The following is an 18,752-nucleotide window of genomic DNA, read 5'->3' on the forward strand; positions in this document are numbered from 1 at the left end:
ATGACCAGTTTGGCGCACCCCTTGTCGAAAGCGCCTCCATGTTCGCTCGTTTCTTCAGAATACCCTTGTGGCAACGCACCTTCGCCGGCCTGGCCCTGGGCGTTGTCGCGGGGCTGATCCTGCGCGAACGGGCCGAGGTCTGGCTGCAGCCCATCGGCGACGTCTATCTGAACCTGATCCGGATGGTTGTGGCGCCCCTGGTGCTGTTCACCATCGCCAGCTCCATCGCCAAACTGGGGGAGGGGGCCGGGGCGGTGCGGCTGGGGGTGCGGACCATCATCTGGTTCGCTATCACGTCCTTGCTGGCCGTGCTGGTCGGTTTCGCCTTCGGCCATATCATCAATCCGGGCGTGGGCCTGTCCAACCTGCCGCTGGGCGAGGTCAAGGACCGGGTGATCCCGACCCCGCTGGAGGTGCTGATCGGGGTGGTGCCGACCAATCCGTTCGCGGCCCTGGCCGAGGGCAAGGTGCTGCAGATCATCTTCTTCTCGGCCCTGGTCGGGGTGGCCCTGGTGGCGCTGGGCGACCGGGCCCAGGGGGTGCGGCGCCTGGTGGACGAAGGCGCCGCGGTCATCTTCCGCATCACCCGCTGGGTGATCCAGCTGACGCCCATCGGCGTGTTCGGTCTGATCGGCTCGGTCGTCGGCGGCTATGGCTGGGAGGCCCTGCTGCCGCTGCTGAAGTTCATCGTCGCCATCTATGCGGCCTGCCTGTTCCATATCCTGGTGGTCTATTCAGGCCTGCTGAAAGTGCACGGGCTGAAAGTCACCAGCTTCTTCCGCGGCGCCTTCGCGGCCCAGCAGACGGCGTTCGCCACCTCGTCCTCGCTGGGCACCTTGCCCATCACCCTGCGCCAGACGGTCGAGCGTCTGGGCGTGCCCCAGGCCTATGCGGCCTTCGCCGTGCCCCTGGGCGCCAATGTGAAGATGGACGGGTGCGGGGCCATCTATCCGGCCATCGCCTCGATCTTCATCGCCCAGTATTTCCAGATCGACCTGACCCTGACCCAATACATCCTGATCGGTCTGACCGCGGTGCTGGGCTCATTGGGCACGGCGGGGGTGCCGGGAACCTCCATCGTCATGCTGACCCTGACCCTGTCCACGGCGGGTCTGCCGCTGGAAGGCATCGGCTATATCGTCGCCATCGACCGGATCATCGACATGATGCGCACGGCGACCAACGTCACCGGCCAGATGCTGGTCCCGGTGCTGGTGGCCAAGGAAGAAGGCATTCTGGACGAAGGCATCTACAACGGTCACGTCGCCTGGCTGCCCGGCGATCCGGAGGCGGAGACGCCCGAGGCGGTCCGGGCCGCAGGAATCTGAAACGGACGCTTGCGCGGGGCGGGCGACCGGGCTATGTCGCCGCCTCCGCAAGGCATGGATGCGTAGCTCAGCGGGAGAGCACCTCGTTCACACCGAGGGGGTCACAGGTTCAATCCCTGTCGCATCCACCATCTTCTCCGTTCCCGCCCGTTCCCGATAGCCGCGTCGCCGCGCGCAGCCGCCGATGGAAACGCCGATGCCCCAGGTCAATGACACCGTCCACATCCGTTTCTCGCTGAGAGGCCTGGGCGGCCCCTTCTGGCAGACCAACGCCACCGTCGCCTCGGTCAGCCAGGGCGTGGCCCTGCTGGATGGGCTGGACCGGCAGGTGCCCGCCGCCGTCAGCGAGCTGAAGCGGGCCGGCGCCAACCGCTGGACGCTGGACTGGGAAGTCCGAAGCCGGCCGTAGCCGGCTCCCAAACCAATTGGGAGAATCAGACGTCGGGCACGTCCCGGCCGGGGGGCACGTTGACGCCCATGGACTTCAGATAGGTCTTGATGTTGCGCCCGGCCTGACGGATGCGCTGCTCGTTCTCGACCAGGGCGATGCGGACGAAACCCTCGCCGTTTTCGCCGTAGCCGACCCCCGCAGCGACCGCGACCTTGGCGTGGGTCAACAGTTGCTTGGAAAACTCCAGACTGCCCAGATGGGCCAGGGCCGGGGGCAGGGGCGCCCAGGCGAACATGGAGGCGGCGGGCTTGGGGATCTCCCAGCCGGCGCGGCCGAAGCTGTCGACCAGCACGTCACGGCGACGGTGATACAGGGCGCGGTTCTGCTCGACGATGTCCTGCGGCCCGTTCAAGGCGGCGACGGCCGCCGCCTGGATGGGCGTGTAGGCGCCATAGTCGAGATAGGATTTCACCCGCGCCATGGCGGCGATCAGCTTGGGATTGCCGACCGCAAAGCCGATCCGCCAGCCGGCCATGCTGTAGGTCTTGCTCAGCGAGGTGAATTCGACCGCCACATCCTTGGCGCCCGGCACCTGCAGGATCGAGACGGTCGGTTTGCCGTCGTAATAGAGTTCCGAATAGGCCAGGTCGCTGATGATCCACAGGTCGTTGGCCTTGGCGAAGGCGACGACCCGTTCATAGAAGGCCAGATCGACCGTCTCCGCCGTCGGATTGGACGGATAGTTCATCACCAGCACCTTGGGGCGCGGCACGGTGTAGGCCATGGCCCGTTCGAGGCTTTCGAAATAGCGCTCGTCCGGCGTGGTCGGCACGCTGCGGATCGCCGCCCCGGCGATGATGAAGCCAAAGGTGTGGATCGGGTAGGAGGGGTTGGGCGCCAGGACGACGTCGCCGGGTTCGGTGATAGCCGTCGCCAGACTGGCCAGACCTTCCTTGGAGCCCATGGTGACGATCACCTCGGCGTCGGGATCCAGGTCCACGCCGAAACGGCGGGCGTAGTAGTTGGCCTGGGCGCGACGCAGGCCGGGAATGCCGCGCGACGCCGAATAGCCGTGGGCGTCGGGCTTGCGCGCCACTTCGCACAGCTTGTCGATCACGTGCGGCGGCGGCGGCAGATCGGGATTGCCCATGCCCAGGTCGATGACGTCCTCGCCGGCCGCGCGGGCGGTGGCGCGCATGGCGTTGGTCTCCGCGATCACATACGGAGGCAGGCGTTTCATGCGGTAGAATTCTTCGGACATGTCGAACTTCGCAGGGGGGCAGGAAAAGAGGGCGTCAGCGATGCCATCAATGGCGACGCTGCGATACCGAAAGATCGTCCATTTCCACGGTTTTTACGCCAAAAACATCTGATCCGGCGCCGGAGGGCGCCGTCTCCGGCATGAACCGTGCGTTCTGGCCGGTCAGTCGGCGAAGTTCTGTGGCTCCGGAGCGACGACGTCGTAACGAACGGCGAAGCCGGAGCCTGACGTCGGGCCAAGCCCCGGACCGCGCCGCCGGCGTACATGCTCGGACAGACGCCGCACCTGGGCTTCAGCCACGCCGTCGCGATCCATCAACTGCCGCACCATGGGGTCGGCCAGCATCTCGTCCAGGGTCAGGTCATAGGGCCTCATATCGCACCTCTGGTCTGTCGACTCGCCCCCGATCACAGATGGGCGAGGCGAGGGCGAGCGCCAGAGTCGTCCGGTCGATGTCGTCGAAAATTCACGCCCCGCTACGTCCATCCGGCGCGGACATCCAAGGCGCGGGGCAGATCGACGGGAGGGTGCGACCGATGGGTCGGCGGATGAACATCAAGGCGCACGAGGCGTTCAGACCGCATGACAATCTTCGCCGAGATTCTGATCGCGCTGCACCGCCTGGCCAAGTTTCTGACCCGCAAGGAGCGCCTTCTGTAGGCTCACGTCAGCGGACGGAGCGATTTGGCGATTGCGTCCCGCGTGGCGGGCCGTCAGTTTGGGGCCAGACTATCGACCATACGAGGACGCCCATGGCCCGCAAGCCCAACTACAGTTTCGAACGGCAGGAACGTGAGCGCGCGGCGGCCATAAAGGCGGCTGAAAAGGCGGCCGCCAAGGCCGAACGCAAGGCGGCGGATGCGGCGGAAAAGGCGCCGCCCGCCGAAGACTGAGGCTCAACGGCAAAATCCATTCGTGTTTTCGTTGTTTGAGCGGCCGCAAAGCCCTATTCTTGCCCGATGACACGCTGGACCCCCGAAAGCTGGAGAACCAAGACCGCCCTGCACATGCCGGCGGACTATCCAGATCCCAAAGCCCTCGCCGCCGTCGAGGACGAGTTGCGCGCCCTGCCGCCGCTCGTCTTCGCGGGCGAGGCGCGCCGCCTGACGTCGAAACTGGCCCAGGTCGAGCGGGGCGAGGCCTTCCTGCTCCAGGGCGGCGACTGCGCCGAGAGCTTCAAGGAGTTCTCGACCGACAATATCCGCGACACCTTTCGTCTGATCCTGCAGATGGCGGTCGTCCTGACCTTCGCCGGACGCAAGCCGGTGGTGAAGGTCGGCCGAATCGCGGGTCAGTTCGCCAAGCCGCGCTCGTCGCCGCTGGAAGAGATCGACGGCGTCGAACTGCCCAGCTATCGCGGCGACATCATCAACGGCATGGGCTTCACGCCGGAAGAGCGCGCGCCCGATCCGCAACGGTTGATCCGCGCCTACAACCAGTCGGCCTCGACCCTGAACCTGCTGCGCGCCTTCGCCGGCGGCGGCTACGCCGACCTCTACAACATCCATCGCTGGACCCTGGGCTTCGCGGGCGACAACGCCGCGGGCGCCCAGTATCGCGAACTGGCCGACAAGATCACCGAGGCCCTGGCCTTCATGGAGGCGGTCGGCGTCACGCCCGAGAGCCATCCGGACCTGAGCCGGGTCGAGGTCTTCACCAGCCACGAGGCCCTGTTGCTTAACGTCGAGAGCGCCCTGACACGGCTGGACGGCGGTTCGGGCGAATGGTTCGACACCTCGGCCCACATGCTGTGGATCGGCGAACGCACCCGCCAGCTGGACGGCGCCCACGTCGAGTTCATGAAGGGGATCAGGAACCCCATCGGCGTGAAGTGCGGACCGACCATGACGGCCGACGACCTTCTGCCCCTGATTGACGCCCTGAACCCGGATAATGTGTCGGGCCGCTTGACCCTGATCGGCCGTTTCGGTCACGACAAGGTCGGCGAGCGCCTGCCCAAGCTGATGCGCGAAGTGAAGGCCTCGGGCCGCAAGGTGATCTGGTCGATCGACCCGATGCACGGCAATACGCTGAAGGCCGGCAACGGCTACAAGACCCGGCCGTTCGACAGGATCCTGGGCGAGGTGCGGACCTTTATTGATGTTGCGGAGGCCGAGGGCGTCCACCCCGGCGGCGTCCATCTGGAGATGACCGGCCAGAACGTCACCGAATGCATCGGCGGGGCCCAGGCCGTGACCGAGGACGACCTGTCCAACCGCTATCATACCCACTGCGACCCGCGCCTGAACGCCGACCAGGCGCTGGAGCTGGCCTTCCTGGTGGCCGAACGGTTGAAGTCGGGCCGGATCAGCCGCTCGAAAGCCGCCTGATCGACGGGAACAACGGGGCGACGAGGCCGATGGTCGCGTTCGCCTCGGCCCGGTCCGGCGTCTCATCGTCGACGCCGACGCCGTTCATGTCGTTGCGCGTGGCCTGAACCACGATACCGTCCGGTCGCGACAGCACGGTCACGCCCCGGAAATGCAGGCCGTAGTTCGCCTCGGGCTGGGGCGCGAGCCAGGCGATCTGACCGCGCACCGGGATCAGATCCTTGTCTTCGAACAAGGCCTTGGCGCCATAACCGGTGCAGTTGACGACGATCTTCTCGGGCAGGGTCGTCAGTTCCGCCGGAGCGTTGAACGTGCGGGTCTCGATCCGACCGCCCTGGCTCAGAAACTCGGTCTCCAGCCGATGCGCCAGTTCGGCGACATTGAACTGCATGGCGCTGACCATCCGGGTTTCCCGGACCGGGAAGGGCGAGGCCGAAACGGGGAGGGGGAAGGATCGCGGGGCCAGCCCGTCCAGCCGGTATTCGGCGAAGCGGATCGGTTTTACGCCGGGCGCGGTGCGGATCGGCGGCGGTTCGGCCGTACGCGGCAGGTCCGCTGCGCCCGACAGGATATAGCGGTCGCTGAAGACGACCGGATCGCCTTCCGTCCCCAGATAGGTCTGGTGGGTCGCATAGGTCTCGCGCGCCATCTGTTCCCACAGGGCCGGAAATTCGGCCGAGACGCGGTCGGCGTCGGCGATGCGGCTGTCCGGCGTCCAGCTGCCGGTCGCGCGCATCGACCGGGTGAAGGCGGCGCGCTCTCGGGCGTAGATGGTCACCCGCGCGCCCATCCGCTGAAGCTGGAGCGCCGAGGTCAGACCCAGGGCGCCGCTGCCGATCACCGCGACGACGGGCGGACCGCCGGCGACCCCGGCCAGGGCCATGGCCTTGCGCGCCGCTATGGCGCTGGAGCCCCAGGACAGGGACCAGCCGCTGCCGCCGTGGCCGTAGTTGTGAACCACCCTGCTCTCGCCGACCGTCTCCACGTCCAGACGCGGACCGGCAGGGCGGAAGGGGCGGGTGCAGACGGTGATGCGGATGATTCGTTCGGGCTCCATCAGGATCGGGGCGATCCGACGGGGGGCGAAGCCGGCCGCGAGCGGGACAGGCGGCGTCGCGGCGCAGCCCGCGACGGTCCCCGCCAGGCCGGTCAGTACGGCGCGACGGCTGGAGTGGGCGACGACGGACATGAAGCCTCCAGGAACGGGAACAGCAAGGCTAGCGCGCCCATAGCCGGTTCGATAGCCGGCCGGCGCCATATTCGGCTTGTCGGAACAGGGGCGGCGCCGCAGATACGCTCGGATACGGCCATGGCGCGGACAAGGATGTTCCGTCTGATCAGCGGCCAACGACAAGGAAAGGCGTTCGGGGACGATCCCGGACGTAACGAATATGGATACGCCTGCGCACCAAGACGACAAGCCCGGCCGGGTCGCCTACCAGGGCGCGCCGGGGGCGTTCAGCCACGAGGCCTGCACGGCCCTGCGGCCTTGGGACGTGGCCGTGCCCTTCGAGACCTTTGCAGCGGCCATTGAAGCGCTGAAGACCGGGGACTGCGACTGCGCCCTGATCCCGGTCGAGAACTCGTCCATCGGCGTGGTCGAACCGGCGGCGACCCTGGTGCGCGAATCCGGTCTCCCCGTGGTGGCGGAGGCCTGGCGGCCGATCCGTCACGCGTTGATGGGCCTTGAGGGCGCCCGGATCGCCGATCTGAAACGGGTGCTCAGCCATCCCATCGCCCTGGCCCAGTGCGAACAGACGCTGAAGGGCATGAGGCTGAACGTGGTCGAGCATTTCGACACCGCCGGCGCCGCCCGCGACGTCGCCGAGGCCGGCGATCCGACCCAGGCGGCCGTAGCGCCGGTGGGCGCGGCGGAGGTCTATGGCCTGTCGATCCTGCGCAACGATCTTCAGGATTCCAGCGACAACCGGACGCGTTTCGTCCTTCTGGGCGTCTGAAGGGCTTGACGGCGCACGGTCTTTGCGTGCTTTAAGGTCGCACGGATCGCAATCGATCCGCATAACCGGACCCGGACCCATGTCCCGCCAGCGCGTTCTTTCTGTTTCCTTCGACCGTTCGCGCGCGGTTTCCGGCCTCTATTTCGGCTACGGCTTTTACGGCTTTCGATACGCCGGCTGAGGCGTCGGGCGCTCTTCGTCCCTGACTGTCTCGCCGGCGACCGCTCTGGACCAGAGCGGCTGTCCGCCCCTGCACATCGAAATCCCCCTTTGCCGAAAGCCCGAACCCATGCCCAATTCCAACGTCCAGCAAGTGTGGCCTGACGTGGTCGAACTGACCCCCGAACAACAGGCCTTGGCCGCCCTGCGCGCCGAGATCGACGCCATCGACGATCAGATCCTGGCCCTGTTCGAACAACGCCTCGCCGTCGCCGCCACCGTCGGCCGCGCCAAGGACGCCCCCACCGGCCCCCACACCAAGCTGCGCCCCGACCGCGAACAGACCGTTCTGTCGCGCATGCTGTCCAAGGCCCAGCCCGAGAACGCCGAAGCCGTCGAACACCTGTGGCGCGAAATCATCGGCTGGGGCCTGGCGCGCCAGGGGCGGCTCCAGGTCCAGGTCTGGGCGCCGATCGAGCCGACCCGCGCCTATGACGGCGCCCGGCTGCGTTTCGGCGCCGCCGCCGACATCAAGATGGTCCGCGACCCGCAAAAGGCCCTGGCCTTCGCCGCCGAGGGGCACGGGGTCGCCGTCCTGGCCATCAACACCGAGGACGCCTGGTGGATGGGTCTGCGTCGGGAATGGTCGATGCTGAGCGTGTTCGACGGTTACGGCGGAGAGACGCCGACGTCTCTGGCCGTGGGCAAGATCGACCCGCCGGCCCTGCCGAGAGGCCGCCGCGTCGTCGTCACCGCCGGCGGTGATGCGGGCGACGGCGGCGGCGCGCGTCGCTGGGGCCTGAACACCCACCACGGCTGGACCATCGCCCTGACCGAGGCGGAACTGACGCCGGGCGAGGCGGAAGGCTGCGTCGGCGCGATCGGCTGACCGCGCCGACTAGAGCGCTCAGGAGGCGTGCGCCTTCTGGGCCTTGGTCAGTTCGATCATCCCCTGGGCGGCGCCCATCTCCGGCACGATCTCTTTCGAACGGTCGGAGATGGCGTCGAACCGGGCCGCCACCTGTTCCGGCGCATCCTCGCCGGTGATGTGGACGCCCTCGGTCAGGGTGACATAGGCGCGCTCGAACCCGCCGGCGCCGGCCGCCAGTATACAGCGGCTGGGGGCGTCCCGGCTGAGCAGATACAGCAGGCCCGGCGTGACCAACTCCGGCCCCAGGGCCTCAAGGGGCAGGGCGGCACCCAGGTCTTCGGTCATGCGCGTATGGGCGGTGGGCGCCAGGCAGTTGACGCGAATGTCGTTCTTGGCCCCCTCGATCGACAGGGTCTGCATCAGACCCACCAGGGCCATCTTGGCCGCGCCATAGTTCGACTGGCCGAAATTGCCGTACAACCCGGACGAGGAGGTGGTCATGACGATACGGCCGTAATTCTGAGCCCGCATGATCTCCCACACCGCCTTGGTGCAGTTGACCGCTCCCATCAGATGGACGTCGACGACGAAGCGGAAATCCTCCAGCTCCATCTTGGCGAAACTCTTGTCCCGCAGCACCCCGGCGTTGTTGACCAGCAGGTCGACCCGGCCCCATTTCGCTACGGCCGCCTCGACCATGGCCTGAACGGCGGCGAAGTCGGTCACCGAGGCGGCATTGGCGATGGCCTCGCCGCCGGCCACCTCGATCTCGGCGACCACGGCCTCGGCGGCGGTGGCCGAACCGCCCGAACCGTCGCGGGCGCCGCCCAGATCATTGACTACCACCCTGGCCCCGCGCGCCGCCAGGGCCAGGGCGTGTTCCCGCCCCAGACCGCCGCCCGCGCCCGTCACAATGGCCACCTGGCCGTCAAATCGGATCGTCATCTCGTCGTCTCCACCCAAGGCCTGAGGCGTTCGGCTCCAGGGCCGGCCCCTTGGTCCGGTTTTGACGAGACTGGAGGCGGCGCACAAGCCCGGCCGGCGTGCTCAGCCCGCGCGGTTCTGGACCAGATCCTCGACGACCGACGGATCGGCCAGGGTCGAGGTGTCGCCCAGCGCCCCAATCTCGTTCTCGGCGATCTTGCGCAGGATGCGGCGCATGATCTTGCCCGACCGGGTCTTGGGCAGGCCGGGGGCCCACTGGATCACGTCGGGCGTGGCGATCGGACCGATCTCGCGGCGGACATGGGCCCCCAGGGCCTTGCGCAGATCCTCGGTCGCCTCGACCCCCTTGTTCAGGGTGACATAGGCGTAGATGCCCTGGCCCTTGATGTCGTGGGGATAGCCGACCACGGCCGCCTCGGCGACATCGTCGTGCAGCACCAGGGCGCTCTCGATCTCGGCCGTGCCCATCCGGTGGCCCGAGACATTGATGACGTCATCGACCCGGCCGGTGATCCAGTAATAGCCGTCCTGATCCCGGCGGCAGCCGTCGCCGGTGAAATACCGGCCCGGGTAGGTCGAGAAATAGGTGTCGAAGAAGCGCTGGTCGTCGCCATAGACGGTGCGCATCTGGCCCGGCCAGCTGTCGGTGATGCACAGATTGCCCGAGACGGCCCCGACCAGTTCCTGGCCTTCGGCATCGACGATCTGCAGTTCGACGCCGGGCAGGGGCAGGGTGGCCGAGCCGGGCTTCAGGTCGGTGGCGCCGGGCAGGGGGGTGATCAGATGCCCGCCGGTTTCGGTCTGCCACCAGGTGTCCACGACGGGGCAGCGGCCGTCTCCGACCACCTCGTGATACCAGCGCCAGGCCTCCGGATTGATCGGTTCGCCGACCGTGCCGAGCACCCGCAGCGACTTGCGCGAGGTCGCCTTCACGGGCGCCTCGCCTTCGCGCATCAGGGCGCGAAGGGCCGTGGGGGCGGTGTAGAAGGCCTCGACCTTGTGCTTGTCCACCACCTGCCAGAAACGGCTGGCGTCGGGGTAGTTTGGCACGCCTTCGAACATCAGGGTGGTCGCCGCATTCGCCAGCGGCCCATAGACCAGATACGAGTGGCCCGTTACCCAGCCCACGTCGGCGGTGCACCAGAAGACCTCGCCGGGACGATAGTCGAAGGTCAGCTCATGGGTCCAGGCGGCCCAGAACAGGTAGCCGCCGGTCGTGTGAAGAACGCCTTTCGGCTTTCCTGTGGAACCTGAGGTGTAGAGGATAAACAACGGATCTTCCGCGTTCATCGGCTCGGGCGGGCATTCGGTCGCGGCCTTGGCGGCCTCGACGGCGTAATCCACGTCGCGGCCTTCGATCATCGGCACGTCGGCGCCGGTGCGGCGGATGACCAGGACGGTGTCGACCTTCACCTTCTCCAGGGCCGCATCGACATTGGCCTTCAGCGGCACGATCTTGCCGCCCCGCACGCCCTCGTCGGCGGTGATGACCAGGGTGGAGCCGCAGTCCTCGATCCGGCCGCACAGGCTGTCGGGCGAGAAGCCGCCGAAGACCACGGAATGGACCGCCCCGATGCGGGCGCAGGCCAGCATGGCGTAGGCGGCCTCGGGGATCATCGGCATATAGATGGTGATCCGGTCGCCCTTCCTGGCGCCATGCGCCTTCAGCACATTGGCCATGCGGCAGACTTCGTCGTGCAGCCGGCCATAGGTGATGTGCTGGCTGTCCGCCGGATCGTCGCCTTCCCAGATGATGGCAGTCTCGTCCTGGCGATGGGGCAGGTGGCGGTCGATGCAGTTGGCGGCGACGTTCAGGACGCCGTCCTCGAACCAGCGGATGCGGAAATCTTCCTTCTTGAAGGAGACGTCCTTGATCTTGGTCGGTGCCTTGATCCAGTCGAGGCGCTGGGCCTGCTCGGACCAGAAGGCTTCGGGCGTCTCGCGCGCCGCAACCCGCGCCGCCTCATAGGCCTGCCGGTCCATGTGGGCACGGGCGGCGAAGTCTGCGGGAACGGGGTAGAGTTCGGAATCGGGCACGCGAGACGTCTCCAGCATTTTCAGAATCCGTATTTGGCGAACAGGATCAGTCGGGTCATGTCGCCGCTCGCGCCGGATTCGATTTCGCGATCAGCGAACATCAGCTCGGCCCCCACATCAAACGCCGTAACGGGCGACCAGATCAAGTTGGCGTGGATGCTCTGGGCGGACCGGTTGACGGCCAGACCGGTCACGCTGGTGTCGTTGTCCACCTTCTGGGCCGACCAGATCAGGCTGGAGCGCCAGCCGGGCGCCCAGACGTGACGATAGGCGGCGAAGCCGGCGACGACGCCGATCGCATCCAGTTCGCCCGAGGCGTCCAGCACCGCGTCGTTGGAGAAGTTCAGCCCCACATAACGGCCGATGCCTTCGCCGCCCGTCACCATCAGTCGGAGGTCGTCCTTGGCCCCGACCTTGATCTTGGTCGAGGCGGACAGGCCCCAGCCCGTGGCGGTGGAATCGATGTCCGTCGCCGGGTTCTGATATTTCAGCTGACGCAACAGACCGGCGAACTGCAGATCCCCCCACGGCTGCGCCACGGCGTAGCGGGCGGTGAAGTCCGGAAGACTGCTGTCGTCGGCGATGATCCGTGCTCCGCCGCTGAACGGGGTGACGGTCGTCTCGGGGTTCTCGACCGAGATCGAGAAGGGTCCGCGCGTGTATCGCACCTGAACCTGGCGGGCGAAGACCGTGCCCTCGGCCGCGCCGATGAAGTCGGCGGATTCCGGTAGGACGGCGGTGTTCTGGAAATTGGTCCACTCCTGGCCGATCAGCCAGTTGTCGATGGTGACGAAGGCGCGGCGCAGGGCCGGGTTGGCCGGGCTGGTGGTGCGCTGGTCCGCCGTGCCGGGCAGGGTCTGGAAGTCCATCTCGAGCCGCGTGCCGACCTTGTGGCCGCCGACCAGACCGTCCGTCGTCAACCAGAAGCGGGTCTGGCGGGCGTTGAAGTCGGTCGCCGTATCCTCGTCGGCGCCGCCGATGGGAATGGAGCCGGGAATGTGGAATTCGCGCAGGGCGTCGCCGTTGGCCGGATCGCCGCCGGAATAGTTCGAGGCCGAGGCGTCGACCTTGACGAAGCCGCCGAACTTCACCGTGTGGTCGCCGATGCGGAAGCCGTCGCTGGGCGCGGCCGCCTGCTGGACCGGGGGCGGGGGGGCAGGACGGGTCTCCAGCCGGATGATGTCCTGCTGCTGCGCCGCCTGCTGGGTGCGGGCGGCGACGACTTCGGACTTGAGGCTGTTCAACTCGGCTTCGAGCTGGGCGATACGGGCTTCGAGCGCGGCCTGGGCGTCCTGGGCGAAGGCGGCGCCGGGCGCGAGAATCATGGCCGCAGCCACGCACCCGCCCAGAAGACTGGACTTGATCATCATGGTTCCTCCCGCGCCCATCTGATGCGGGCGTCCTGCGTGAACCTTTCCTTTTGGGCCGTAGGCGGCCATTAGCCATTGGTCTAGTTTCGACCAAAGTCGAACCACGCCATGCTGTCGACGACGCGGCCGACAAGCATGCCGTGCAAGGGAAGGACGCCTTATGGATCGTATCGTCGTCGCCGACGATCACCCGCTGTTTCGCGCCGCGCTGCGTTCGGCCGTCGACAAGGCCGCGCCAGGGGTGCGGATCGACGAATGCGCCAGTCTGGCCGAAGCCCGAACCGCCCTGAACATCGGGGGGGTCGATCTGCTGCTGCTGGACCTGAAACTGTCGGACAGCGAGGGCATGGCGGGTCTGGCCGCCATCCGCGCCGAACATCCGACCGTGCCGGTCGCCGTGGTCTCGGCCAGTGAAGACGCCACGGTCGTGCGCCACGCCCTGGGTCTGGGCGCCGCCGGCTTCATTCCCAAGTCGGCAAGTCTTCCGGAGATGGTCGAGGCCATCGCCGCCATCCTGGCCGGCGACGGCTGGGCGCCGGAGACGCCGGACGTCGCGGACGACGACCTGCCGGCGCGGGTCGCCAGCCTGACGCCGTCGCAGTTGCGTATCCTCGAAGGCCTGAAGGCCGGCCGCCTGAACAAGCAGATCGCCTTCGACCTCGGCGTGTCCGAGGCCACGATCAAGGCGCATCTGACCAGCGTCTTCCGCAAACTGGGGGTCCATAACCGCACCCAGGCGGTGATCCTGGCCAAACAGATGGACCCCTCCTAGCTCGACAGGAAGGCCTTCAGGGTCGCTGGCTTGATCGGCTTGGGCAGCAGCACGGCCCCGGCGGCGGCGGCCTTTTCGTTCAGCCCGTCCCGGGTGTCGGCCGTGACCAGGGCGATCCGGCGCACCCCGCGCGGCCGCAGCCAGTCGATGACGGCGAATCCGTCCGGCCCGTCGCCCAGGTGCAGATCGACGACGGCGGCGTCGAACGGTCCTTGCGCGGCCATGGCCGCCTCGACCCCAGAGACCAGGGTGGGGCGCGCGCCCCAGCGGGTCAGCAGGGCGTTCAGCGCGTCCAGGATCACCGGCTCGTTGTCCACGCACAGGACGCGCAGACCGGCCAGGGGCAGGCGGACCTCATGCGTGGGCGCGGTCTCGACGACCCGATCCGGCGGGCTGCGCGGCACAGTGATGCGGAAGATGGTGCCGCGCCCGAAGCGGGAGTTCAGCTCCAGCGGATGGTCCAGCAGGCTGGACAAGCGGCGCACGATAGCCAGACCCAGTCCGGCGCCCGGCTCGTCGACAGGGGCGCCGGGCAGGCGCACGAACTCGCCGAACACCATCTCCTGTTCCGCATCGGGGATGCCGCGTCCGGTGTCGCAGACCAGCAGCCGCACGGCGTCGCCGCTCCGCCTCGCCCCGACCAGCACCCGACCGGCGTCCGTATAGCGGATGGCGTTGGCGATCAGGTTCTGCAGCATGGACCGCAGCAGATCCCGGTCGGACGAGACCCACAGGCGGCTGGGCACAAGGGTCAGAACCAGTCCCTTGGCCTCGGCCACCGGCGCATATTCGCGTCTCAGTTCGTCGAACAGACCGTCCAGCGACAGGCGGGTCACGGCCGCCTTGACCCCGCCGGCCTCCAGCTTGGACAGGTTCAGCAGAGCGGTCAGCAGGCGGTGGGCGCTGTCGATGGCGCGGTCGGCGTTGACGGCCAGGGTGCGGCTGGTCGGTTCGGCCCCGGGGCCGGAAACCGCCGGCTCCTCCTTCAGGGCGGCGATGAACAGGCGCGCGGCGTGCAGGGGCTGCAGCAGGTCATGACTGGCGGCGGCCAGGAAACGGGTCTTGGACGCCGTCGCGTCCTCCGCCACGCGCCGGGCTTCGTCCAGACGGGCGGTGCGGTCGGCCACGCGGGCTTCCAGACGTTCGTTGGCTTCTTCCAGCTGACGGGCGGCCCGGCGCAGGGCGGTGATGTCGGTGTAGCTGGTGACATAGCCGCCGCCGGGGATGGGGGCGCCGGAGGACCGCAAGACCCGGCCGTCGGGCTGGCGCCGTTCGTGGTCGTGCGGGATACGCCGGCTCAGGGCCTCCAGTCGGCGCTCCACCCAGGCCTCGATATCGTCCGGGCTCTCGCCGCGCTCGGCGTTCAGCCGATAGATGCTGGCGATCGACAGGCCGACATGGACGAAGCCAACGGGCAGGCCGAACATCTCGACATAACGGCGATTCCAAGCGGTTACACGTAGATCTTCGTCCACCACAATCACGCCCTGGTCGATATTGTCCAGGGTGGTCTGCAGCAGGTCGCGGCTGAACTGCACGGCCTGGGAGGCCTCGTCCAGCATCCGCACGACATCCTCTGGCGCACGACCGCCGCCGGCCAGGGCGGCGGCGATGACCCGCCGCGCCGAGGCCGCGCCGATGGCGCCGGCCAGCATCCGTTCGGCGGCCCGGGCGAGGGCGGCGTCGGCCGGGTCGGCGTCGCGAAGCCGGATGTCGGTCTCCGCGCTCCAGGCGGCGAAGGCCCGTTCGGCCCGCTCGTCGCCGATGAAGCGCGCGACCAAGGCGCGCAGGTCGCCGACCGAGGCGCCGGACGGCGATGGCTTCGACTCCAGCCAGTCCGGCCCCAGCCGATCCACGAAGGCCCGCGCCTGCACCCGATCAATCAGACGCGGCTGGGCGAAACGCGACACCCCGACATAGGCGACGAGGTTCAGCCCCAGGCTGACGAAGACGCCCAGAGCCAGCGGATCCTTCACCCCCATCATGACATGCAGATGCCAGGGGGCGCCGGGCGCCAGCTGGGGCAGCGCCAGCATGACGATCCACACGAAAACCCCGACGCTCATGCCCGCCAGAGCGCCATGGGCATGCCCGCCGCGCCACAGCACAGCCCCGAACAGGGACGGCGCCAACTGGGCCATGGCGGCGAAGGACACCAGACCCATGGCGGCCAGCCCGCGAGACTGGTCCGTCGCCTGATAATAAAGCCAGGCCAGCAGAAGCACGGCGACGATGGCGCCGCGCCGCACCTGCAGGATCGTGCCGGCCATGTCCGACGAGTCGCCTCTGACCCGCCATCGGTCACGGGCCAGGAAGGGCAGGATCAGACTGTTGGAGACCATGGCCGACAGGGCCACGGCCTCGACGATCACCATGGCCGTGGCGGCAGAGAAGCCGCCGACAAACACGATGGCCGTCAACCAGGACTCACCCCGCCCGAACGGCAGGGCCAGCACCAGAAGATCGGGGTTCGCCGCCGGCGCGAACAGGGCCCCCGCCGCGACTAGGGGCAGGACGGCCAGGCTGGTCAGAAGAAGATAGATCGGAAAGATCCAGCGGGCCTTCTTCACGTCCGCCGGCTGGGCGCCCTCGACGAAGGCGACGTGGAACTGGCGCGGCAGGCAGAAGATGGCCAGGGTCGAGACCAGGGTGATGGCCGTGAAGCGCGGCGTGATCTCGGGCGGCGAGGCGAGGGCGCCCAGTCCCTCGATGATACGCGGGGTCGATCCATCATGGATCAGCAGGACCAGGGCGAAGATCGCCACGAACAACAGGGCGCCCAGTTTGACCAGGGACTCCAGGCCGATGGCCTGGATCAGACCGCGATTATGTTCGGTCAGGTCCGGGCGTCGGGCGCCGAACAGGATGGCGAACCCCGCCAGAACCCCGGCCAGCGCCAGAACAGTCAGCCGTTCTCCCCCCGCCACCGGCGTGCCCGCCGTCAGAAGGGCGCCGGCCATCGACAGGGATTTCAGTTGCAGGGCGATATAGGGCAGGGAGCCCAGGATGGCCACGATGGTGACCGCGGCGCCCAAGGTCTGGCTCTTGCCGTAGCGCGACGCCACGAAGTCCGCCATCGACCCCACGTTCTCGCGCCGGGCGGCGGCGGCTATGCGTCGCCATAGGGGGAAGAGCAGGGTCAGACCGATCACGGGTCCGATATAGATGGGCAGATACTCCCACCCGTCGCGGGCAGCGGTGCCGACCGCCCCATAATAGGTCCAGGATGTGCAGTAGATCGCCAGCGACAGGGCGTAGACCCAGGGCGCCAGCGAGCGGCCCCGCGCCTGCGCCGCAGGCCGCTCCTGCCACCAGGCGACGGCGAACAGGATCGCCATATAGCCGGCCACGAGGCCGAGGATCACCAGGCTGAACATGAGCGGGATGTGAACCGGGCAGGGTGGGTTTCACAAGGGCGGACAGGCAAATGAAAGGGCGGGCTGTCCGAAGACAGCCCGCCCCTCATCACGCCCGAAAGCAGGATCAGGCGTTCAGATCGACGTCCTTGCCTTCCTTGACCAGCAGGAAGCCCAGCACGACCGTCGCCAGCGCCACGATGATCGGATACCAGAGGCCGGAGTAGATGTTTCCGGTCGCCGCCACGATGGCGAAGGCCGTCGTCGGCAGGAAGCCGCCGAACCAGCCGTTGCCGATATGATAGGGCAGGGACATGGAGGTGTAGCGGATATTGGTCGGGAACATCTCGACCAGGGCCGCCGCGATCGGTCCGTAGACCATGGTCACATAGAAGCCGAGGATGAACAGGATCAGCACCACCATCGGCTTGTTGACCAGGGCGCTGTCCGCCTTGGCCGGATAGCCGGCGGCGGTCAGGGCCTCGCTCAGGCCCTTGTCCCAGGTCTTCTTCTGAGCCGCGAAGTCCGCCGGGGTCATGGCGTCGCCGCGGAAGCTTTGGACGACCGACTGATCACCGATGCGAACCTCGGCCACCGTCCCGGCAGGCGCCGCGACATTGGTGTAGGTGACGCCGGCCTTGGCCAGATGCGACTTGGCCACGTCGCAGGACTGGTTGAACACCGTCTTGCCGATGGGGTCGAACTGGACGTTGCAGTCCGCCGGATCGGCGTAGACCACGACCGGCGCCGAGGCGGCGGCGGCGGCCAGGCGCGGATTGGCGGCCTGGGTCAGGGCGTTGAACAGCGGGAAATAGGTGAGGGCGGCGATCAGGCACCCGGCCAGAATGACCGGCTTGCGCCCCACCTTGTCCGACAGCCAGCCCCAGAAGATGAAGAAGGGCGAGGCCGCGACCAGAGCGATGGTCAGCATCACATAGACCAGGGTGGCGTCCAGCTTCATCACCCGTTCCAGGAAGAACAGGGCGTAGAACTGGCCCGTGTACCAGATCACGGCCTGGCCGGCGGTCAGGCCCAGCAGGGCGATCAGCACCAGCTTCAGATTGGGCCATTTGCCGAACGAGTCCTTCAGCGGGGTCTTGGAGCCCTTGCCCTCGGCCTTCATCCGCTTGAACGAAGGGCTCTCGGACAGCTTCAGGCGGATCCACAGCGACACGGCCAGCAGCAGGATCGAGACCAGGAACGGAATCCGCCAACCCCATTCCGCAAAGGCTTCTTCACCCACAGCGACGCGAACGCCCAGGATGACCACCAGGCTGAGCACCAGGCCGGCGGTCGCAGTGATCTGGATGAAGGAGGTGTAGAAGCCGCGTTTGCCGTGCGGCGCATGCTCGGCGACATAGGTGGCGGCGCCGCCGTACTCGCCGCCCAGGGCCAGGCCCTGGATCAGGCGCATCAGCACCAGGATGATGGGCGCCGCGATGCCGATGGCGGCGTAGGGCGGCAGAAGACCGACCACGAAGGTCGAGAGGCCCATCAGCAGCATGGTGACCAGGAAGGTGTTCTTGCGGCCCCACAGATCGCCCAGGCGCCCGAAGACGATCGCGCCGAACGGCCGCACCGCGAAACCGGCGGCGAAGGCCATCAGGGCGAAGATATAGCCGGTCGTCTCATTCACGCCGGAGAAGAACTGCACGGTGATGATCGCGGCGAGCGACCCGTACAGATAGAAATCATACCACTCGATGACAGTGCCGACCGACGACGCCAGGATCACCAGCTTGTCGTTCTTGCCGACCACATATTCATCATCGACCGGCGCACCAATGGCGCTGTCCGTCATTTGCGTTAGCCTCCCAGCTATCAGGTCTTTCCGACCGTTTCACGCCGCATACGCTGCGCATTGCAGGGACGTTGGCATCGTCGCGCGGGAAGCGTCAGGGAGACTTTGGTCGAACATAATATACGCCTAAGATATATTATGCGCAATTTAGACGTCCGACTGCGTGACGATGT

15 protein-coding genes and 1 tRNA gene are annotated in these 18,752 nt (G+C 67.5%); 8 read left to right on the forward strand and 8 right to left on the reverse strand.

Annotation, left to right across the window (positions count from 1 at the left end; translation table 11 throughout):
• Positions 1-38 precede the first annotated feature (38 nt).
• From GYM46_RS15935 to GYM46_RS15945, 3 genes are all read left to right on the forward strand, one after another.
• Positions 39-1,328, forward strand: coding sequence for a dicarboxylate/amino acid:cation symporter (locus GYM46_RS15935; RefSeq protein WP_008263339.1), 1,290 nt, complete (start codon positions 39-41; stop codon positions 1,326-1,328).
• Positions 1,329-1,384: 56 nt separating this feature from the next.
• Positions 1,385-1,459 (forward strand) — tRNA-Val (locus GYM46_RS15940).
• 65 nt (positions 1,460-1,524) lie between these two features.
• Complete coding sequence (locus GYM46_RS15945; protein ID WP_035306857.1) at positions 1,525-1,737, forward strand: hypothetical protein; 213 nt, start codon at positions 1,525-1,527, stop codon at positions 1,735-1,737.
• Between the two features lie 25 nt (positions 1,738-1,762).
• Here GYM46_RS15945 and GYM46_RS15950 read toward each other — a convergent pair whose 3' ends face one another.
• On the reverse strand, positions 1,763-2,980 hold the full coding sequence (locus tag GYM46_RS15950; RefSeq protein ID WP_008261139.1) for an LL-diaminopimelate aminotransferase: 1,218 nt from the start codon (positions 2,978-2,980) through the stop codon (positions 1,763-1,765).
• 162 nt (positions 2,981-3,142) lie between these two features.
• On the reverse strand, positions 3,143-3,355 hold the full coding sequence (locus GYM46_RS15955; RefSeq protein ID WP_008259349.1) for a hypothetical protein: 213 nt from the start codon (positions 3,353-3,355) through the stop codon (positions 3,143-3,145).
• 377 nt (positions 3,356-3,732) lie between these two features.
• Between GYM46_RS15955 and GYM46_RS15960 the strand changes: the two genes are divergently transcribed.
• Together GYM46_RS15960 and GYM46_RS15965 are read left to right on the forward strand one after the other, a co-directional pair.
• Positions 3,733-3,873, forward strand: coding sequence for a hypothetical protein (locus tag GYM46_RS15960; protein WP_008261426.1), 141 nt, complete (start codon positions 3,733-3,735; stop codon positions 3,871-3,873).
• Between the two features lie 66 nt (positions 3,874-3,939).
• The gene (locus tag GYM46_RS15965) at positions 3,940-5,310 is read left to right on the forward strand and encodes a class II 3-deoxy-7-phosphoheptulonate synthase (RefSeq protein ID WP_008259368.1); all 1,371 of its coding nucleotides are present in this window, start codon (positions 3,940-3,942) and stop codon (positions 5,308-5,310) included.
• On the opposite strand, the gene GYM46_RS15970 is transcribed toward GYM46_RS15965, so the two are convergent.
• Positions 5,288-6,499 carry an FAD-dependent oxidoreductase gene (locus GYM46_RS15970; protein ID WP_040349523.1) on the reverse strand — a complete coding sequence of 404 codons (1,212 nt, stop codon included), beginning with the start codon at positions 6,497-6,499 and terminating at the stop codon, positions 5,288-5,290. The two genes, GYM46_RS15965 and GYM46_RS15970, sit on opposite strands and share 23 nt — an antisense overlap.
• Positions 6,500-6,701: 202 nt before the next feature.
• On the opposite strand from GYM46_RS15970, the gene GYM46_RS15975 reads away from it, so the two are divergent.
• Complete coding sequence (locus GYM46_RS15975; protein WP_008261806.1) at positions 6,702-7,268, forward strand: prephenate dehydratase domain-containing protein; 567 nt, start codon at positions 6,702-6,704, stop codon at positions 7,266-7,268.
• A gap of 289 nt (positions 7,269-7,557) precedes the next feature.
• The gene (locus GYM46_RS15980; protein ID WP_008261594.1) at positions 7,558-8,316 is read left to right on the forward strand and encodes a chorismate mutase; all 759 of its coding nucleotides are present in this window, start codon (positions 7,558-7,560) and stop codon (positions 8,314-8,316) included.
• An 18-nt stretch (positions 8,317-8,334) separates the two neighbouring features.
• Here GYM46_RS15980 and GYM46_RS15985 read toward each other — a convergent pair whose 3' ends face one another.
• From GYM46_RS15985 to GYM46_RS15995, 3 genes are all read right to left on the reverse strand, one after another.
• Positions 8,335-9,243, reverse strand: coding sequence for an SDR family NAD(P)-dependent oxidoreductase (locus GYM46_RS15985; protein WP_008260523.1), 909 nt, complete (start codon positions 9,241-9,243; stop codon positions 8,335-8,337).
• A gap of 102 nt (positions 9,244-9,345) precedes the next feature.
• Positions 9,346-11,298, reverse strand: a complete 1,953-nt coding sequence (gene acs / locus GYM46_RS15990; protein ID WP_008262907.1) for an acetate--CoA ligase — start codon at positions 11,296-11,298, stop codon at positions 9,346-9,348.
• Between the two features lie 2 nt (positions 11,299-11,300).
• On the reverse strand, positions 11,301-12,650 hold the full coding sequence (locus GYM46_RS15995; protein ID WP_008261387.1) for a DcaP family trimeric outer membrane transporter: 1,350 nt from the start codon (positions 12,648-12,650) through the stop codon (positions 11,301-11,303).
• 160 nt (positions 12,651-12,810) lie between these two features.
• Between GYM46_RS15995 and GYM46_RS16000 the strand changes: the two genes are divergently transcribed.
• Positions 12,811-13,422: a response regulator transcription factor gene (locus GYM46_RS16000; RefSeq protein WP_008262719.1), complete on the forward strand. Its 612-nt coding sequence runs from the start codon at positions 12,811-12,813 to the stop codon at positions 13,420-13,422.
• Here the strand turns inward: GYM46_RS16000 and GYM46_RS16005 are convergent.
• Positions 13,419-16,787, reverse strand: coding sequence for a hybrid sensor histidine kinase/response regulator (locus GYM46_RS16005; protein WP_232216233.1), 3,369 nt, complete (start codon positions 16,785-16,787; stop codon positions 13,419-13,421). The genes GYM46_RS16000 and GYM46_RS16005 overlap by 4 nt on opposite strands.
• Before the next feature lie 118 nt (positions 16,788-16,905).
• A complete protein-coding gene (locus GYM46_RS16010; RefSeq protein ID WP_008262186.1) occupies positions 16,906-18,579 on the reverse strand; it encodes an MFS transporter in 1,674 nt (557 codons plus the stop codon).
• Positions 18,580-18,752: the final 173 nt, after the last annotated feature.

The sequence above is a fragment of the Brevundimonas mediterranea genome (assembly GCF_011064825.1).
Taxonomy (GTDB): Bacteria; Pseudomonadota; Alphaproteobacteria; order Caulobacterales; family Caulobacteraceae; genus Brevundimonas; species Brevundimonas mediterranea_A.